The organism is Streptomyces sp. NPDC047706 (genome assembly GCF_043204795.1).
Lineage (GTDB): Bacteria > Actinomycetota > Actinomycetes > Streptomycetales > Streptomycetaceae > Streptomyces.
In genome coordinates this window covers 185176-202534 of sequence record NZ_JBIDCW010000010.1, presented here as the reverse complement: position 1 = coordinate 202534, position 17359 = coordinate 185176, and the positions used below count along the sequence as shown (strand labels likewise).

Here is a 17359-nt window from a genome sequence, read left to right as displayed (position 1 = left end):
CTCATCCCTCCTGACGGGGCGTGCGGTCGGTGGCGGCGACTGCGGTGGTAGCCGCGGCAGCGGCCGCGGCCAGGAACGCGGGGCGCTCGCCGCCGCCGTGCACATGCAGGCTGGCGCCGCTGATGTACGAGGCCGCGCCGGACGCGAGGAACACGGCGGCGGCCCCGACGTCGGCCGGTTCGGCGAGCCGCCCGAGCGGGACCGTGCGGGAGACGGCGGTGACGCCGTCCTCACCGCCGTAGTGCGCGGCCGACAGCTCGGTGTGGACCATGCCGACGACGAGGGTGTTCACCCGCACGTCCGGCGCCCACTCCACCGCCATCGAGCGGGCGAGGCTCTCCAGGCCGGCCTTGGCGGCGCCGTACGCGGCCGACCCGGGTGACGGCCGCCCGCCGCTGACACTGCCGATCATCACCACGCATCCCCGCGCCCGCCGCAACCGCTCGTACGCGGCGAGCGACGCGGTCAGCGGCGCCACCAGGTTCAGCTCGACCACCCGGGCGTGCCGCTCGGCGCCGGCCTCGGTCAGCAGCCGGTACGGCGTGCCTCCGGCGTTGTTGACGAGGACGTCCAGCCTGGGCAGTGCGCCGAAGAAGTCCCCCACCGCGGCGGGCTCCCTGAGATCGAGGGGCACGAACCGGGCGCCGGGGACGGGGACTTCGGGCGGCCGTCGCGCACAGGTCACGACCTCGGCGCCGGCCTCGGCGAAGGCCCGGGCGATCCCGGCCCCGACCCCTCGGGTGCCGCCGGTGACGACGACGGTCCGGCCGTCCAGCCGTGGCGACCACGAGTTGTCCACAAGGGCTGCGTTGTCCACAGGGGCTCCCACGCTGGATCGGCGGCTGCTAGCTTCGAAGCCTCGAACACCTAACAAATGTTTGGTGGAAAGGTAGCTGATGCGGCCATGGGTGTCTCCACCTCGTCCCCGGAAAGGGCATCTGCGTCGTCACGGTCGACTTCCCACCGGTGAACGCGCTGCCGGTGCACGGCTGGTACGCCCTGGCGGACGCGGTGCGCGCGGCCGGGCGGGACCCCGGCGTCCGCTGTGTCGTACTGACCGCCGAAGGACGCGGGTTCAACGCGGGGGTGGACATCAAGGAGATACAGGCGCGGGGCCCCGGCGCGCTGCTCGGCGCCAACTCCGGCTGCGCGGAGGCCTTCGCGGCGGTGTACGAGTGCGAGGTCCCCGTCGTGGCGGCCGTGGGGGGCTTCTGCCTCGGCGGCGGCATCGGGCTGGTCGGCAACGCGGACGCCGTCGTGGCGAGCGAGGACGCCACCTTCGGCCTGCCGGAGCTGGACCGGGGCGCCCTCGGCGCGGCCACGCACCTGGCCCGCCTGGTCCCGCAGCACCTCATGCGCGCGCTGTACTACACCTCCCGCACGGCGAGCGCGGCGGAGCTGCACGCACACGGTTCGGTGTGGCGGGTGGTGCCACGCGAGGAACTGCGCGGTGCGGCCCTTCAGCTGGCCCGCGAGATCGCCGCCAAGGACGGCGGGCTGCTGCGCCTGGCCAAGGCGGCGATCAACGGCATCGACCCCGTCGATGTGCGCCGCAGCTACCGCTTCGAGCAGGGCTTCACCTTCGAGGCCAATCTCAGCGGGGCCGCGGACCGGCTGCGGAGCACCTTCGCGGCGGCCGGGAAGGAGGGACCGCAGTGACAGCGCAGACCACGACCGGCGCGGTCACCGCCCCGACGGCGGCCGAGATGACGACTGCCGGGACGACAGGGCCCGGGACGACAGGGCCCGGGACGAGAGGGTCAGGGACGAGAGGGCCCGGGACGACAACTCCCGGGACCACAGCAGCCGACGAGACAGCGGCCGACAAGACGATGAGTGCCGACGAGGCCGTGGGCCGGCTGGAGAGCGGCATGACCCTGGGCATCGGCGGCTGGGGCTCGCGGCGGAAGCCGATGGCCCTGGTGAGAGCACTGCTCCGCACCGGAATCACCGATCTCACCGTGGTCTCGTACGGCGGTCCGGACGTCGGCATGCTCGCCGCGGCCGGCCGGATCCGGAAGCTGGTCGCCGCCTTCACCACCCTCGACTCCGTCCCGCTCGAACCGCACTACCGCGCGGCACGCGAACGCGGGGCCTTGGAGCTGACGGAGATCGACGAGGCGATGTTCCTGTGGGGACTGCAGGCTGCGGCGAACCGGCTGCCCTTCCTGCCGGTTCGGGCCGGGATCGGCTCCGACGTCATGCGGGTCAACCCCGGTCTGCGCACGGTCACGTCGCCCTACGACGACGGGGAGACGTTCGTCGCCATGCCCGCCCTGCGCCTGGACGCGGCACTGGTCCATGTGAACCGCGCCGACCGGAGGGGAAACGGGCAGTATCTGGGCCCCGACCCGTACTTCGACGACCTGTTCTGCGCGGCGGCCGGCACGGCGTTCGTCTCCTGCGAGCGGATCGTGGACACGGCCGAGCTGACGAAGGATGCCGCTCCCCAGACACTGCTCGTCCCACGGCACACGGTCACAGGTGTCGTCGAGGCCCCCGACGGCGCCCACTTCACGTCGTGCGCACCGGACTACGGGCGGGACGAGGCCTTCCAGAGGCACTACGCGACCACGCCCTGGTCCCGGTTCGCCGCGCGGTTCCTCACCGGGGACGAGGACGCGTACCGGTCCGCCGTCCGCGCCTGGCACGAGGAGTACGGCGCGGGCCCGGAGCACGAGGAGCGGTCATGACCCCCACGGCACCCGCACCCACCCGCGCCGAGTACTGCGTCATCGCCTGCGCCGAGGCCTGGCGCGGCGCCGGCGAGATCCTCGCCAGCCCGATGGGCCTGATCCCCTCCCTGGGCGCCCGGCTCGCCCGGCACACCTTCGCCCCCGGCCTGCTGCTCACCGACGGTGAGGCGACGCTGGTGGACGCCGACGGCAACCCCGAGGGCTGGCTGCCGTACCGCCGGCACCTCGCCCTCGTCACCGGCGGCCGGCGGCACGTGATGATGGGCACCGGCCAGATCGACCGCTACGGCAACCAGAACATCTCCTGCATCGGTGAGTGGGCCAAGCCGTCCCGGCAGCTGCTCGGCGTGCGCGGAGCGCCGGTCAACACGCTGAACAGCCCGACGAGTTACTGGATCCCCCGGCACTCCCGCCGGGTGTTCGTGGAGCGCGTCGACATGGTGTGCGGCGTCGGCCACGACCGTGCCGCCCGGCATCCGGCGACGGCCCGCTTCCACCACCTGGCCCGGGTCGTCTCGAACCTCGGTGTCTTCGACTTCGCGACGCCGGACCACTCCATGCGGCTCGCCTCCCTGCACCCCGGGGTGACCGTGGAGGAGGTCGGGGAGGCGACCGGATTCGCGCTCACGATCCCGGCCGGCGTACCGCAGACCCGCGCCCCCGACCTCGGGGAACTGCGCCTGATCCGCGAGGTGCTCGACCCGGCGGGCAGCCGGGAGCGGGAGGTGCGGTCCTGATGGAGACGGCACTCACCAGGCTGGCCGGCGTGCGCCACCCGGTCGTGCAGACCGGGATGGGCTGGGTGGCGGGCCCCCGCCTGGTCGCGGCGACGGCGAACGCGGGCGCGCTGGGCATCCTGGCGTCCGCCACGATGACGCCCGACCGGCTGCGCGAGGCGATACGGGAGGTCGGGACGCGCACGACGGCGCCGTTCGGGGTCAACCTGCGCGCGGACGCGCGGGACGCGGCCGACCGCGTACAGATCATGATCGAGGAGGGGGTCCGGGTCGCGTCCTTCGCCCTGGCACCCTCTCCCCGCCTGATCGCCACGCTGAAGGAGTCGGGCGTGGTCGTCATCCCGTCCGTCGGCGCGCGGCGCCATGCCGAGAAGGTCGCGGCCTGGGGCGCGGACGCGGTGATCGTGCAGGGCGGCGAAGGCGGCGGGCACACCGACGAGGTCGCGACGTCGGTGCTGCTGCCGCAGGTGGTGGACGCCGTGGACATCCCGGTGGTGGCGGCGGGCGGCTTCTTCGACGGGCGGGGACTGGTGGCGGCGCTGGCGTACGGGGGCGGCGGGCGTGGCGATGGGGACGCGGTTCCTGCTGACGTCGGACTCGACGGTGCCGGACGCGGTGAAGGCGAGGTATCTGGCGGCCTCGGCCGGGGACGTCGTGGTCACGACCGCGCCCGACGGCCTGCCCCACCGCGTGCTGCGCACCGATCTGGTCGACGCCCTGGAGAGATCCGGGCGGGCCGGCAGCCTCCTGCGGGCCGTCCACCGGGCGGCCGGTTTCCGGCGGCTCTCCGGCCTCACCTGGCGCCGCATGGTTCGGGAAGGCCTCGCCATGAGGCACGGCAAGGACCTGACCTGGGGCCAGGTCCTGCTGGCGGCGAACACGCCCATGCTGCTGAAGGCGTCCATGGTGGACGGCCGGACGGATCTCGGGGTCATGGCCTCCGGCCAGGTCGCCGGGGTCATCGACGACCTGCCGTCGTGCGCGGAGCTGGTGGAGCGGATCGCCGGGGAGGCGGAGGCGGTGCTGAGGTTGCTGGACGGGCTCAGACCCGCTCGATGATCGTCACGTTGGCCTGTCCGCCGCCCTCGCACATCGTCTGGAGGCCGAACCGACCGCCGGTGCGCTCCAGTTCGTGCAGCAGCGTCGTCATCAGCTTGGCGCCGGTGGCGCCGAGCGGGTGCCCGAGCGCTATCGCGCCGCCGTTGACGTTGACCTTGCCGGGGTCGGCGCCCGTCTCCTTCAGCCAGGCCAGGACGACCGGCGCGAACGCCTCGTTGATCTCGACGAGGTCGATGCCGTCCAGGGTGAGGCCGGTCTTCTCCAGGGCGTGGGCGGTGGCCGGGATCGGCGCGGTCAGCATGCGGATCGGGTCCTCGCCGCGCACCGAGAGGTGATGGACGCGGGCGCGCGGCGTCAGCCCGTGTTCGCGTACCGCCCGCTCCGAGGCGAGCAGCAGCGCCGCCGCGCCGTCGGAGACCTGGGACGAGCAGGCGGCGGTCACGGTGCCGCCGTCGATGACCGGTTTCAGCGCGGCCATCTTCTCCGGCGAGGTGTCCCGGCGCGGGCCCTCGTCGACGGTCACGTCCCCGTACGGCACGGTCTCGCGGGCGAAGCGCCCCTCGTCGATCGCCCGCACCGCCCGCCGGTGGGAGCGCAGGGCGAACTCCTCCTGGTCCGGCCGGCTGATCCCCCACTTCGCGGCGATCATCTCGGCCCCGGCGAACTGGTTCACCGGCCGGTCCCCGTACCGCGCCCGCCAGCCCTCGCTGCCCGCGAACGGCCCCCGGGTGAGGCCCAGCGGTTCGGCGGCCTGCCGGGTGGCGTAGGCGATGGGGATCTGCGACATGTTCTGCACGCCCCCGGCGACCACCAGGTCCTGCGTCCCCGACAGCACGGCCTGCGCGGCGAAGTGCACGGCCTGCTGGGAGGACCCGCACTGCCGGTCGACGGTGACCCCCGGCACCTCCTCGGGCAGTCCGGCCGCCAGCCAGCAGGTCCGCGCGATGTCCCCGGCCTGCGGCCCCACCGTGTCCAGGCAGCCGAGGACGACGTCCTCGACGGCCGCCGGATCCACGCCGGACCGCGCGACCAGTTCCTTGAGCACGTGCGCGCCCAGGTCGGCCGGGTGGACCCCGCCGAGCCCTCCCCCGCGCCGCCCGACGGGCGTGCGGACCGCTTCGACGATGTAGGCCTCGGCCATGACGACTCCCCAGCGAGTGGTGTGCGACCCGGTTCATGTGCGTACGGCGATCCCGTCCAGCACCATCGACAGGTACTGCCGGGCGATCTCCTCCGCACTGTGCTGTCCGCCCGGCCGGTACCAGGACGCGGCGACCCACACGGTGTCCCGCACGAACCGGTAGGTGAGGCGGACGTCGAGGTCGTCCCGGAAGACCCGGTCGGCGACCCCGCGCTCCAGCGTGGCCAACCACGCCTTCTCGAACTTGCGCTGCGACTCGGCGAGGAACGCGAACCGTTCCTGCGCCGCCAGTTGCCTGGACTCCTTCTGGTAGATCGCGACGGCCGCGCGGTGCCGGTCGATCTCCCGGAACGACTCGGTGACCAGCGCCTGAAGGGTCTCCCGCGCCCCGAGCCCGGCGTCCAGGACGGTGTCGTAGCCGTCCCAGAGCTCGTCGAGGAAGGTGCGCAGGATCTCCTCCAGCATCGACTCCTTGGAGTCGAAGTGGTAGTAGAGGCTGCCGGCGAGCATGCCGGCGTGGTCGGCGATGGTCCGGACGGTCGTGGCGTTGTACCCCTGCTCGGCGAACACCTCGGCGGCGGTGCGCAGGAGTTCGTGGCGGCGCGCCGGTGCGGAGACGCTCACCTGGGGGCTCTTCTTGGTCGGCACGGCATCCATTGTGGTCCTACGGATGCTGGCTGCTGACGGAGACGACCTCCCCGGTCAGGTACGAGGAGTATCCCGAGGCCAGGAACACGATCACGTTGGCCACCTCCCAGGGCTGCGCGTACCGCCCGAAGGCCTCGCGCGCGGTCAGTTCCGCGAGCAGCCCGGGGGTGGTCACCTTCGCCAGGTGCGAATGCATGGCGAGGCTGGGCGCGACCGCGTTGACGCGCACTCCGTACTCCGCGGCCTCGACGGCCGCGCACCGGGTCAGTGCCATGACGCCGGCCTTCGCGGCGGCGTAGTGGGCCTGCCCGGCCTGGGCGCGCCAGCCGACGACCGAGGCGTTGTTGACGATCACCCCGCCGCCGGTCGTCCGCATCGAGCGCAGGGCGGCCCGGGTGCACCGGAACGTGCCGTTCAGCGTCACGTCGAGGACGCGGGACCACTGCTCGTCGGTCATGTCGACGAGCGCCGGCGTGCCACCGAGTCCCGCGTTGTTGACCACGACGTCCAGCCGCCCGTACTCGGCCACGGCGGCGTCGAACAGCGCCCGCACCTGGCTCTCGTCGGTGACGTCGCAGGCCAGCGCGGAGACCGACGCCGCGCCGAACTCCCCGGCCAGCGCGGCCCGGTGCTCCTTCAGGCGGCGGGCGTGGGCGTCGCTGATCAGCACACGCGCGCCCTCCTCCAGGAACCTGCGCGCGGTCGCGCCTCCGATCCCGGCGCCCGCCGCCGCGGTGATGACGGCGCTGCGCCCGCGGAGCAGCCCGTGCCCGGACTGGTACGCGGGGCCCTCGACGTCTGTCATGGGACCACGCCAACCTACCAAACACTTGATAGGGAAGGATCCGGAGACCGGTGAACCCGGGGAGGGACGGCGACCGTGGACCTGACCCATTCCGCCGCCGACGAGGCATTCCGCGCCACCGCCCGCGCCTGGCTCGACGCCCATCTCCCGCGCACGCCCCTGCCGTCGCCGGAGACCGCCGAGGGCTTCGCGGCGCACCGCGCGTGGGAGGCGGAGCTGGCCGCGGACCGGTGGTCGGTGGTCGACTGGCCGGCGGCGTACGGCGGCCGGGGCAGCGGGCTCGTGCGATGGCTGATCTTCGAGGAGGAGTACTACGCGGCCGGCGCTCCGGCCCGCGTCGGCCAGAACGGCATCCACCTCCTCGCCCCCACCCTCTTCGCCCACGGCACGCGGGAGCAGCGCGCCCGCGTCCTGCCCCCCATGGCCTCGGGCCGCACCGTCTGGGCGCAGGCCTGGTCGGAGCCGGAGGCGGGCTCCGACCTCGCGTCGCTGAGGTCGCGAGCCGTCCGCACCGGGACGCCGCTGATGCGCTTCCTGCTCGACCCCGACCAGCGCGCCTTCGCCGCCTCCCTCGACGCCCGGCTCACCTCCGCGGACACGCCCGCCGTGATCCGGGACTGGAGCCGCGGGGACCCCGCGCCCGGACGCGCGCTGTGGTCCCGTATCGCCGAGGCGGGCGTCTTCGCTCTGGCGGTACCGGAGGAGTACGACGGACTGGGCCTGCGTCCCGTGGAACTGGCGGTCGCGTTCGTCGAGTTGGGCCGGCACGCCGTCCCGGGCCCGCTGGCGGAGACGGTCGCGGCTGCCGCGCTGCTCGCGGAGCCGGCCCTCGCCGAGCGTTTCCTTTCGTCCCTGGCGGCGGGCACGACCATGGCCACGCTGACCCCCGTGGACTCCCCGTACGCCCTGGACGGCGACACGGCCACCACCCACCTGTCCCTCACCCCCGACGGCCTGCGCCTCTCCCCCGGTCCCGCCGCCCCGGCCCGTCCCTCCCTGGACCCGGCCCGCCGTCTCACCCCCCTGCTCCCCGGCGGCGAGCTGCTCTCCCCCGCCCCACCCGTGGAACAGGCCCTCACCTGGGCGCGCCTCGCCACCGCCGCCCAGGCTCTCGGCGTCGGACTCGCGCTGCTCGGCCAGACCGTCGCGCACGTCAGGCAGCGCACCCAGTTCGGTGTGGCCGTCGGGTCCTTCCAGGCGGTCAAGCACCGGCTGGCCGACGCGCGGATCGCCCTCGACTTCGCGCGCCCGCTGGTGTACGGCGCGGCGCTGACCCTGCGTCCCGCCGACGTGGCCGCCGCCAAGGTCACGGCCTGCGAGGCGGCGTACACCACGGCCCGTACGGCACTTCAGCTGCACGGGGCCATCGGCTACACGGCGGAGTACGACCTGTCCCTGTGGCTGACCAAGGCGCGCGCCCTGCGGGGTGCCTGGGGCGGGCCGGACGAGTGCCGGGACGTCGTTCTCAGTGCCCGCGCGTGATCTCCCGGTACTCCTCCGGCGTCGGCTTCGGGATGTGGCTGCCGGGCCCGAACATGGCCCGGGCCAGCCTCGCGCGCACCCGCCGGGAGACAGTGACGCGCCGCCGGACGCCGTTCGCGTCGACCCGCGGGCCGATCTCGTAGGGCCGCGGCTGCTCGTGCTGGGTGAGGGCGTACCGGTCGGCCCGGCCGAGGGGTTCGTGGACCTCGATGTACTCGCCGTGCGGCAGCCGCTTGATGGTGCCGGTCTCCCGGCCGTGCAGCACCTTCTCGCGGTCGCGGCGTTGCAGGCCCAGGCAGATCCGCTTGGTGACGACGAACGCCAGCACCGGCGCGACGAAGAAGGCGATCCGGACGAACCAGGTGATGGCGTTGATCGACAGATGCAGATGGGTGGCGACGATGTCGTTGCCGCCGCCGATCAGGCAGACCACGTACAGCGTGAGCCAGGCGACGCCGAGGCCGGTGCGGACGGGGGCGTTGCGCGGCCGTTCCAGGAGGTGGTGCTCGCGTCTGTCGCCGGTGATCCAGGCCTCGACGAAGGGGTAGACGCCGATGGCGGCCAGGATCAGCGGGAAGAGCGCGAAGGGGATGAAGACGCCGAGGACGAGCGTATGACCGCCGAGGTCGATCTCCCATCCCGGCATCACCCGGATCAGGCCCTCGGAGAAGCCGAGGTACCAGTCGGGCTGGGCACCGGTGGTGACGAGGTCGGCGCGGTAGGGGCCGAAGGCCCAGACGGGGTTGACCTGCGCGAGTCCGCCCATCAGCGCGAGGGCGCCGAAGACCAGGAAGAAGAAGCCGCCGGCCTTGGCCATGTAGACCGGCAGGAAGGGCATGCCGATCACGGACTTCTCCTCCCGGCCGGGGCCGGGGTACTGGGTGTGCTTGTGGTGGACGACCAGGATCAGATGGGCCACCACCAGGCCGAGCATGATCCCCGGCAGCAGCAGCACATGGACCGGGAACAGCCGCGAGATGATGTCGTCCCCCGGGAACTCCCCGCCGAACAGGAAGAACGACACATAGGTGCCCACGATCGGGATGGACAGGATGGCGCCCTGGGCGAAGCGCAGGCCGGTGCCGGAGAGCAGGTCGTCGGGGAGGGAGTAGCCGGTGAGGCCGGTGATGATGCCGAGCATCAGCAGGGTCCAGCCGAACACCCAGTTGATCTCGCGGGGCTTGCGGTAGGCGCCGGTGAAGAACACCCGCATCATGTGGACGAGCATTCCGGCGACGAAGACCAGCGCCGCCCAGTGGTGGATCTGCCGGATCAGCAGACCGCCGCGCACGTCGAAGCTGATCTCCAGGGTGGACTCGAACGCGCGGGTCATCACGATGCCGTTGAGCGGCGTGTAGGACCCCTCGTACACCACCTCGGCGCTGCTCGGCTCGAAGAACAGCGTGAGGTAGACCCCGGTGAGGATGAGGACCAGGAAGCTGTAGAGACAGACCTCGCCCAGCATGAACGACCAGTGGTCCGGGAAGACCTTGCGCATGTTGGCCTTGGCGAGCGCGTAGAGCCCGAGACGCCCGTCGGCCCAGTCGGCCAGCTTCTCGCCCCTGGCCGCGGAACTCGCCCTGCCCGTGGCCGTGTTCACCGATCGTGCGCCGTCCATCTGCGCCGTCCTCCCCGTCGGACCGGATCAGCCTCAGGGTGCCACGGTGAAGCCCTCGAATTAAAGGTGCGCGAAAGATCCCAGCCGGTCCCAGCCGGTCCAATCCGGTCTCAGGCTGTGCCGGGCGGTCTCAGGCGCTCTGGGGTCGGTCGCGGAGGGTCGCGGGCGGTCGGCAGGCGGTCTCAGCCAGCCTGGGGCGGCTCAGCCGGTCCGTACGATCCCCCGCTCCCGCGCGGCCGCCAGCCACTGGGGGAACTCGCTCACGAGACGGTCGTACAGCTCGGCGTCGGACACCTGCCGCGGGTCCTGTCCGGCGTGGAAGAACCCGGCGTTGTCGACCACCCGCCGATCCGGCACGGGCAGCTCGTCGAGCCTGCGCAGGAAGTCGAACTGCTTGCTGTCCGGGTCACCGAAGCCGACGAACTGCCAGAACAGGGGGAGGGTCGCCGCCTTGCACAGGAACTTCTCGGCGGCGAGCTTGTTGACGGGACCGCCGTCGGTCTGGAAGACGACGAGGGCGGGCTCCCGGGAGCCGCTGTCGACGTAGTGGTCGATGACGGCGTCCATGGCCAGGTGGTAGCTGGTCCTGCCCATGTGCCCGAGGCCGGCCACGATCCGCTCGATCCGCCCCTCGTGGTCGGCGAGAGCGATGTCGGTGACGGCGTCGACGTCCGTCGAGAAGAACACCACCGGCACCCTGCCGTCGTCGTCGAGATGCGCCGACAGCCCCAGCACGCGGTCGGCCAGCGCCTGGACACTGCCGTCCCTGTAGTACGGCTTCATCGACCCCGAGTAGTCGACCACGAGGTACACGGCGGCCCGCTGCCCGTCCAGGCCGTGCTTGGTGAGCGAGACCGCGGCGCTCTTGTAGAGGTTCACGAGCGCCGGCGCGCTCTGTTCGACCTTGGTGAGACTGATGGCTGCCACGCGGCGAGGGTACGGCACAAGTGACGGCGCCTGCCCAGTCGTCCGGTCGGGGACTGGCGGGCAGGCGCCGTCGGTGTTCCGTACGCCTTTGTACGGGACGTCTTCGTGGTCGGGCCGTCAGGCCGTCAGCGCACGGTCCGTCGGGCGGATCGGGGCCGGGAGGTCGCTGGCGCCCGTGAGGAACCGGTCGACGCCGCGGGCGGCCGAGCGGCCCTCCGCGATCGCCCACACGATGAGGGACTGGCCGCGGCCGGCGTCACCGGCGACGTACACACCCGGCACATTGGTCTGGAAGTCGGCGTCGCGGGCGATGTTGCCGCGCTCGTCGAGCTCCAGGCCGAACTGGTCGACCAGGCCGTTGTCGCGGTCGGTGCCGGTGAAACCCATCGCCAGCGTGACCAGTTGGGCCGGGATCCTGCGCTCCGTGCCCGGCTGCGGGGTCAGCTTGCCGTCGACGAACTCGACCTCGACCAGGTGCAGCCACTGGACGTTGCCGTCCTCGTCGCCCTCGAAGTGGGTGGTCGAGACGGCGTAGACCCGCTCGCCGCCCTCCTCGTGCGCGGAGGTGACCTTGTAGAGCATCGGGAAGGTCGGCCACGGCTGCCGCGCCGCGTCCCGCTCCTCGCCCGGACGGGGCATGATCTCCAGCTGCGTCACGGAGGCCGCGCCCTGGCGGTGGGCGGTGCCCACGCAGTCGGCGCCGGTGTCGCCGCCGCCGATGACGACGACGTGCTTGCCCTGCGCCGAGATCGGAGTGGTGACGTAGTCGCCCTCCTGGACCTTGTTGGCCAGCGGCAGGTAGTCCATCGCCTGGTGGATGCCCTGGAGTTCGCGGCCCGGGACCGCGAGGTCACGGGCGGTCGTGGCCCCGGCGGCGATGACGACCGCGTCGTACCGCTTCCTCAGGTCCGTCGCCTTCAGGTCGCGGCCGATCTCGACCCCGGTGCGGAAGCGGGTGCCCTCCGCGCGCATCTGCTCGATACGGCGGTTGATGTGCCGCTTCTCCATCTTGAACTCGGGGATGCCGTAACGGAGGAGGCCGCCGACGCGGTCCGCCCGCTCGTACACCGCCACGGTGTGGCCGGCGCGGGTCAGCTGCTGGGCCGCCGCCAGGCCCGCCGGGCCGGAACCGATCACCGCGACCGTCTTGCCCGACAGGCGCTCCGGGATCTGCGGGGCGACCTCGCCGGTCTCCCACGCCTTGTCGATGATCGAGACCTCGACGTTCTTGATGGTGACCGGCTGCTGGTTGATGCCGAGCACACACGCCGACTCGCACGGGGCCGGGCACAGACGGCCCGTGAACTCCGGGAAGTTGTTCGTGGCGTGCAGACGCTCGGAGGCGGCGCCCCAGTCCTCGCGGTAGGCGTAGTCGTTCCACTCGGGGATCAGGTTCCCCAGCGGACAGCCGTTGTGGCAGAAGGGGATGCCGCAGTCCATGCACCGGCTGGCCTGCTTGCTGATGATCGGCAGCAGCGAGCCGGGGACGTAGACCTCGTTCCAGTCCTTCTTGCGCTCCTCGACGGGACGGGACCTGGCGACCTCACGGCCGTGGTTCAAAAAGCCCTTCGGGTCAGCCATTGATCGCCGCCTCCATCATCTTCTCGGTGATCTCGGACTCGGTCAGACCGTCTCGCTCGGCGGCGTCCTTGGCGGCGAGCACTGCCTTGTACGTGCTGGGGATGATCTTGCTGAAGCGGTCGGCCGCGGTGTCCCACTCGGCCAGGAGCTTCTCGGCGACCGTGGAGCCGGTCTCCTCCTGGTGCCGGCGCACCACGTCGTGCAGCCACTGCTTGTCGGCGTCGTCGAGCGCCTCCACGGCCCGCACGTTGCCGATGTTGACGTTGTCGCGGTCGAGGTCGATGACGTACGCGACGCCACCGGACATACCGGCCGCGAAGTTGCGTCCCGTCTCACCGAGCACCACCGCGTGACCGCCGGTCATGTACTCGCAGCCGTGGTCGCCCACGCCCTCGGAGACCACCAGCGCGCCGGAGTTGCGGACGCAGAAGCGCTCGCCGACCTTGCCTCGCAGGAACATCTCGCCGCCGGTCGCGCCGTACGCGAGGGTGTTGCCCGCGATGACGCTGTACTCGGCGAGGTGGTCCGCGCCCCGGTCCGGGCGGACGATCACACGGCCGCCGGACAGGCCCTTGCCGACGTAGTCGTTGGCGTCGCCCTCCAGGCGCAGCGTGACACCGCGCGGGACGAAGGCGCCGAAGGACTGGCCGGCCGAGCCGGTGAAGGTGATGTCGATGGTGTCGTCGGGCAGGCCCGCGCCGCCGAACTTCTTCGTCACCTCGTGGCCGAGCATGGTGCCGACCGTGCGGTTGATGTTGCGGATGGCGACCTGCGCGCGCACCGGCTGGGCGTCGGTGGCGCCGGCGGCGGAGAGCGCGTCGGCGGCGAGCTTGATCAGCTCGTTGTCGAGCGCCTTCTCCAGGCCGTGGTCCTGCGCGACCACCTGGTGGCGCACCGCGCCCTCGGGCAGGTCGGGCACGTGGAACAGCGGCTCGAGCTCCAGGCCCTGCGCCTTCCAGTGGTCGACGGCCCGCGTGACGTCCAGGGCCTCGGCGTGGCCGACGGCCTCCTCGACGGAGCGGAAGCCAAGCTCGGCCAGCAGTTCGCGGACCTCCTCGGCGATGAACCGGAAGAAGTTCACCACGTGCTCGGCCTTGCCGGTGAAGCGCTCGCGCAGCGTCGGGTTCTGGGTGGCGATGCCGACCGGGCAGGTGTCCAGGTGGCAGACGCGCATCATGACGCAGCCGGAGACGACGAGCGGCGCGGTCGCGAAACCGAACTCCTCGGCGCCGAGCAGCGCGGCGATGACGACGTCGCGGCCGGTCTTGAGCTGGCCGTCGGTCTGGACGACGATCCGGTCGCGCAGGCCGTTGAGCAGCAGCGTCTGCTGGGTCTCGGCGAGGCCGAGCTCCCAGGGACCGCCGGCGTGCTTCAGCGAGGTCAGCGGCGAGGCGCCGGTGCCTCCGTCGTGACCGGAGATGAGCACCACGTCCGCGTGCGCCTTGGACACACCGGCGGCGACCGTGCCGACGCCGACCTCGGAGACCAGCTTGACGTGGATACGCGCCTGGGGGTTGGCGTTCTTCAGGTCGTGGATCAGCTGGGCGAGGTCCTCGATGGAGTAGATGTCGTGGTGCGGCGGCGGGGAGATGAGCCCGACGCCCGGCGTGGAGTGCCGGGTCTTCGCCACCCAGGGGTACACCTTGTGACCGGGCAGCTGACCGCCCTCGCCCGGCTTGGCGCCCTGGGCCATCTTGATCTGGATGTCGTCCGAGTTGACCAGGTACTCGCTGGTCACACCGAAGCGGCCGGACGCCACCTGCTTGATCGACGAGCGGCGGGCCGGGTCGTACAGGCGCTCGGGGTCCTCGCCGCCTTCGCCGGTGTTGGACTTGCCGCCCAGCTGGTTCATGGCGATGGCGAGCGTCTCGTGCGCCTCGCGCGAGATCGAGCCGTACGACATGGCGCCGGTGGAGAACCGCTTGACGATCTCACTGGCGGGCTCGACCTCGTCGACGGGGATCGGCTGCCGGCCGGACTTGAAGCCGAACAGGCCGCGCAGGGTCATCAGGCGCTCGGACTGCTCGTTCACGCGCTCGGTGTACTTCTTGAAGATGTCGTAGCGGCCGGTGCGCGTGGAGTGCTGGAGGCGGAAGACCGTCTCCGGGTCGAACAGGTGCGGCTCGCCCTCGCGGCGCCACTGGTACTCGCCGCCTATCTCCAGCGCGCGGTGCGCCGGGGCGATGCCGGAGGCGGGGTACGCCTTGGCGTGCCGGGCGGCGACCTCCTTGGCGACGACGTCGATGCCGACGCCGCCGATCTTGGTGGCGGTGCCGTTGAAGTACTTCTCCACGAAGGCCTCGTCCAGGCCGACCGCCTCGAAGACCTGGGCGCCGCGGTAGGAGGCGACGGTGGAGATGCCCATCTTGGACATGACCTTCAGCACGCCCTTGCCGAGCGCGTGGATCAGGTTGCGGATGGCCTTCTCGGCCTCGATGCCCGTCAGGAAGGTGCCCGCGCGGACCAGGTCCTCGACCGACTCCATGGCCAGGTACGGGTTGACGGCGGCGGCGCCGTAGCCGATGAGCAGGGCGACGTGGTGGACCTCGCGAACGTCTCCGGCCTCGACCAGCAGACCCACGTGGGTGCGCTGCTTGGTGCGGATGAGGTGGTGGTGGACGGCCGCGGTGAGCAGCAGCGACGGGATCGGCGCGTGCTCGGCGTCCGAGTGCCGGTCGGAGAGCACGATCAGCCGGGCGCCGTTCTCGATCGCGGCGTCGGCCTCGGCGCAGATCTCCTCGATCCGCGCCGCGAGGGAGTCACCGCCCCCGCCGACGCGGTACAGGCCCGAGAGCGTGGCGGCCTTCATGCCGGGCATGTCGCCGTCGGCGTTGATGTGGATGAGCTTGGCCAGCTCGTCGTTGTCGATCACCGGGAAGGGCAGCACGACGCTGCGGCACGAGGCGGCCGTCGGCTCCAGGAGGTTGCCCTGCGGGCCCAGCGAGCTGCGCAGCGAGGTGACCAGCTCCTCGCGGATCGCGTCCAGCGGAGGGTTGGTGACCTGCGCGAACAGCTGCGTGAAGTAGTCGAAGAGCAGGCGCGGGCGGTCGGACAGCGCCGCGATCGGCGAGTCGGTGCCCATGGAGCCGATCGGCTCGCCGCCGGCCTTGGCCATCGGCGCGAGGATGACGCGCAGCTCCTCCTCGGTGTACCCGAAGGTCTGCTGGCGGCGGGTGACGGAGGCGTGCGTGTGCACGATGTGCTCGCGCTCGGGCAGGTCGCCCAGCTCGATCTCGCCGGCCTCCAGCCACTCCCCGTAGGGCTGCTCGGCGGCGAGCTGGGCCTTGATCTCGTCGTCCTCGATGATGCGGTGCTCGGCGGTGTCCACGAGGAACATCCGGCCGGGCTGGAGGCGGCCCTTGCGGACGACCTTCGAAGGGGCGATGTCGAGGACGCCGACCTCGGAGCCCAGGACGACGAGGCCGTCGTCGGTGACCCAGTAGCGGCCGGGACGCAGGCCGTTGCGGTCGAGAACGGCGCCGACCTGGGTGCCGTCGGTGAAGGTGACACAGGCCGGGCCGTCCCAGGGCTCCATCATCGTGGAGTGGTACTGGTAGAACGCCCGCCGGGCCGGGTCCATGGAGTCGTGGTTCTCCCACGCCTCCGGGATCATCATCAGCACCGAGTGCGGCAGCGAACGCCCGCCGAGGTGCAGCAGTTCGAGCACCTCGTCGAAGGACGCCGAGTCGGAGGCGTCGGGCGTGCAGATCGGGAAGACCTGCTCCAGCTTCTCCGGGGAGCCGAACAGTCCGGAGCGCAGCTGGGACTCGCGGGCCCGCATCCAGTTGCGGTTGCCCTTGACGGTGTTGATCTCACCGTTGTGCGCGACGAAGCGGTACGGGTGCGCCAGCGGCCACGACGGGAAGGTGTTGGTGGAGAACCGGGAGTGCACGAGCGCGATCGCGGAGGCGAACCGGCGGTCGGACAGGTCCGGGAAGAACGGCTCCAGCTGGCCCGTGGTCAGCATGCCCTTGTAGACGATCGTCCGCGCGGACAGCGACGGGAAGTAGACGCCGGCCTCGCGCTCGGCGCGCTTGCGCAGCACGAAGGCCTTGCGGTCGAGCGCGATGCCCTCCGAGGCGCCGTCGGTGACGAAGATCTGCCGGAAGGCGGGCATCGTCGAGCGGGCGGTGGCACCGAGCAGCTCGGGCGCGACGGGGACCTCGCGCCAGCCGAGGACGGTCAGGCCCTCGTCGGCCGCGATCGTCTCAATGAGTGAGACGGCTTCGGCGGTGCCGTCCTCCGGCAGGAAGGCGATGCCGACGGCGTAGCCGCCGGCCTGCGGCAGCTCGAATCCGGCCACCTCACGGAGGAAGGCGTCCGGTACCTGGGCCAGAATGCCCGCGCCGTCACCGGAGTCCGGCTCGGAGCCGGTGGCCCCGCGGTGCTCCAGGTTGCGCAGCACCGTGAGCGCCTGTTCGACCAGCGCATGGCTCGCCTCACCGGTGAGGGTGGCCACGAAGCCGACGCCACAGGCGTCGTGCTCGTTGCGGGGGTCGTACATACCCTGCGCAGCAGGGCGAGCATCCATGAACGACCAGTTCTGGCCATTCGCGGAATGCTGGGACGGCTGGCGCGGTGTACGCATCGGCTCTCCCGTCGTCAAGTGGCATGTTCAAGTGCCGAGGGACGACGCTGGCCCTCGCGTGAGATCAAAATTTCGTG

Annotated in this window: 11 protein-coding genes and 2 pseudogenes; 5 read left to right on the top strand and 8 right to left on the bottom strand. The window is 71.9% G+C overall.

The window, feature by feature from the left end:
* Nucleotide 1: 1 nt before the first annotated feature.
* Nucleotides 2–817, bottom strand: coding sequence for an SDR family oxidoreductase (locus ACGF8A_RS14935; protein ID WP_393108028.1), 816 nt, complete (start codon nucleotides 815–817; stop codon nucleotides 2–4).
* A gap of 87 nt (nucleotides 818–904) precedes the next feature.
* Here ACGF8A_RS14935 and ACGF8A_RS14930 point away from each other — a divergent pair.
* The 4 genes and pseudogenes from ACGF8A_RS14930 (at nucleotide 905) to ACGF8A_RS14915 (ending at nucleotide 4492) form a co-directional block, all read left to right on the top strand.
* Nucleotides 905–1659: pseudogene (locus ACGF8A_RS14930) on the top strand (enoyl-CoA hydratase family protein).
* Between the two features lie 173 nt (nucleotides 1660–1832).
* On the top strand, nucleotides 1833–2693 hold the full coding sequence (locus ACGF8A_RS14925; RefSeq protein WP_393108026.1) for a CoA transferase subunit A: 861 nt from the start codon (nucleotides 1833–1835) through the stop codon (nucleotides 2691–2693).
* Nucleotides 2690–3433 (top strand): CoA-transferase subunit beta, encoded by a 744-nt coding sequence (locus ACGF8A_RS14920; protein ID WP_393108024.1) that lies wholly within the window; start codon nucleotides 2690–2692, stop codon nucleotides 3431–3433. Before ACGF8A_RS14925 ends, ACGF8A_RS14920 begins: the two co-directional genes overlap by 4 nt.
* Nucleotides 3433–4492 (top strand): annotated as a pseudogene (locus ACGF8A_RS14915) (NAD(P)H-dependent flavin oxidoreductase). Before ACGF8A_RS14920 ends, ACGF8A_RS14915 begins: the two are co-directional and overlap by 1 nt.
* Here ACGF8A_RS14915 and ACGF8A_RS14910 read toward each other — a convergent pair.
* From ACGF8A_RS14910 to ACGF8A_RS14900, 3 genes are read right to left on the bottom strand one after another with little or no spacing between them, the layout of a single operon-like run.
* Nucleotides 4476–5633 carry an acetyl-CoA C-acetyltransferase gene (locus ACGF8A_RS14910; protein WP_393108022.1) on the bottom strand — a complete coding sequence of 386 codons (1158 nt, stop codon included), beginning with the start codon at nucleotides 5631–5633 and terminating at the stop codon, nucleotides 4476–4478. The pseudogene ACGF8A_RS14915 and the gene ACGF8A_RS14910 overlap by 17 nt on opposite strands.
* Before the next feature lie 33 nt (nucleotides 5634–5666).
* Nucleotides 5667–6281 (bottom strand): TetR/AcrR family transcriptional regulator, encoded by a 615-nt coding sequence (locus tag ACGF8A_RS14905; protein WP_393108020.1) that lies wholly within the window; start codon nucleotides 6279–6281, stop codon nucleotides 5667–5669.
* Nucleotides 6282–6297: 16 nt separating this feature from the next.
* Nucleotides 6298–7086, bottom strand: coding sequence for an SDR family oxidoreductase (locus ACGF8A_RS14900; protein ID WP_393108018.1), 789 nt, complete (start codon nucleotides 7084–7086; stop codon nucleotides 6298–6300).
* A 75-nt stretch (nucleotides 7087–7161) separates the two neighbouring features.
* Here ACGF8A_RS14900 and ACGF8A_RS14895 point away from each other — a divergent pair, with 75 nt between their 5' ends.
* Entirely contained in the window at nucleotides 7162–8568 is a 1407-nt protein-coding gene (locus ACGF8A_RS14895; protein ID WP_393108016.1) for an acyl-CoA dehydrogenase family protein, read from the top strand.
* On the opposite strand, the gene ACGF8A_RS14890 is transcribed toward ACGF8A_RS14895, so the two are convergent.
* The 4 genes from ACGF8A_RS14890 to gltB form a co-directional block, all read right to left on the bottom strand.
* Entirely contained in the window at nucleotides 8552–10186 is a 1635-nt protein-coding gene (locus ACGF8A_RS14890) for a cytochrome bc complex cytochrome b subunit (protein WP_393108015.1), read from the bottom strand. The two genes, ACGF8A_RS14895 and ACGF8A_RS14890, sit on opposite strands and share 17 nt — an antisense overlap.
* A gap of 201 nt (nucleotides 10187–10387) precedes the next feature.
* Nucleotides 10388–11113, bottom strand: a complete 726-nt coding sequence (locus ACGF8A_RS14885; RefSeq protein ID WP_393108013.1) for a vWA domain-containing protein — start codon at nucleotides 11111–11113, stop codon at nucleotides 10388–10390.
* Nucleotides 11114–11230: 117 nt separating this feature from the next.
* A complete protein-coding gene (locus ACGF8A_RS14880) occupies nucleotides 11231–12694 on the bottom strand; it encodes a glutamate synthase subunit beta (protein WP_393108011.1) in 1464 nt (487 codons plus the stop codon).
* A complete protein-coding gene (gene gltB / locus ACGF8A_RS14875) occupies nucleotides 12687–17282 on the bottom strand; it encodes a glutamate synthase large subunit (RefSeq protein WP_393108009.1) in 4596 nt (1531 codons plus the stop codon). The genes ACGF8A_RS14880 and gltB overlap by 8 nt, the downstream gene beginning before the upstream one ends.
* Between the last annotated feature and the right edge of the window lie 77 nt (nucleotides 17283–17359).